A 1,437-nucleotide genomic window follows, 5' to 3' on the forward strand; every position below is an offset into this window, starting at 1 on the left:
GGTGACGCGGGTGCGCCGCGACGACCTGGTCACCTTCCACGTCGACGGCACGCACGGCTCGGCCGTGGCCGGGCTGACCGACTGCCGCAGCCAGGCGCGCGTGAACACGCCGCGCCCGGTGTGGAACCCCGACACGCGCCAGACCATGCCGTTCTTCGAGCAGTGGCAGGAGGTGCCCGACACGCAGCCGTACGACAACGGCTTCAAGCTGCAGTGGGAGCAGTTCCTGCGCCACGTGGCCGAGGACGCGCCGTGGCGCTTCACGCTGCCCGAAGGCGCCAAGGGCGTGCAGCTGGTCGAGGCGGCGCTGGCGAGCTGGAAGGAACGGCGCTGGATCGACGTGCCGGCGCTGGCGCTGTGACGACGCGAGGGACTGCGATGAGCCTGACACTGAACCTGCCGCAGCCCGACGGCCGCCTCGCCCGCTACACGCTGTCGGCGCGCGAGGCCTGGCGCGCGCCGGCCGRGCCCGCCTTCAACCGCATCGCGTACTCGGCGGCGCACGTGGTGGCCGACGCGCTCGCGCCGGTCGATCCGTGGCTGCAGTGCGCGATCGACTGGGACCGCACCATCGCCTGCCGCCAGCGCCTGTGGCGCATGGGCCTGGGCGTGGCCGAGGCGATGGACACCGCGCAGCGCGGCATGGGGCTGGACTGGCCGACCTCGCTCGAGCTGATCGCGCGCTCGCTCGATGCGGCGCGCGACGTGCCGGGCGCGCGCATCGCGAGCGGCTGCGGCACCGATCAACTCGCGCCCGACGCGGCCCGCGGCATCGACGACGTGCTGCGCGCCTACGAGGCGCAGATGGCCGCGATCGAGAAGCTGGGCGGCCGCCTGATCCTGATGGCCAGCCGCGCGCTCGCCCGCGTGGCGCGCGGCCCGGACGACTACGTGCAGGTCTACGGCCGCCTGCTGCGCCAGGCCCGCGAGCCGGTGATCCTGCACTGGCTGGGCGACATGTTCGACCCGGCGCTGGCCGGCTACTGGGGCAGCGCCGACGTCGACCGCGCGATGGACACCGCGCTGGCGGTGATCGAGGCGAACCCGGCGAAGGTCGACGGCATCAAGATCTCGCTGCTCGACAAGGACCGCGAGATCGCGATGCGCCGCCGCCTGCCGCCCGGCGTGCGCATGTACACCGGCGACGATTTCAACTATGCGGAGCTGATCGCCGGCGATGGCGTGGGCAGCGTGAGCTCGCAGCGGCAGAGCGATGCGCTGCTGGGCATCTTCGACGCGATCGCGCCGGCCGCCAGCGCGGCGCTGGCGGCGCTGGCGGCGCACGACCGCAGCCGCTTCCACGCGATCCTCGCGCCCACGGTGCCGCTGTCGCGCCACATCTTCAAGGCGCCGACGCGCTTCTACAAGACCGGGATCGTCTTCATGGCCTGGATCAACGGCCACCAGGATCACTTCGTGATGGTCGGTGGGCAGCAG

General features: G+C 72.8%; 1 protein-coding gene and 1 pseudogene. Both read left to right on the forward strand.

Annotated features, from left to right (window positions below; all coding sequences use genetic code 11):
* A pseudogene (locus tag AC1D01_RS34450) lies at window positions 1–361 on the forward strand (Gfo/Idh/MocA family protein); the annotation flags it as partial.
* A gap of 17 nt (window positions 362–378) precedes the next feature.
* A partial coding sequence (locus AC1D01_RS34455) for a dihydrodipicolinate synthase family protein (RefSeq protein WP_477873968.1) occupies window positions 379–1,437 on the forward strand: 1,059 nt, incomplete at its 3' end.

This window comes from Rhizobacter sp. P3_B12 (assembly GCF_056402895.1).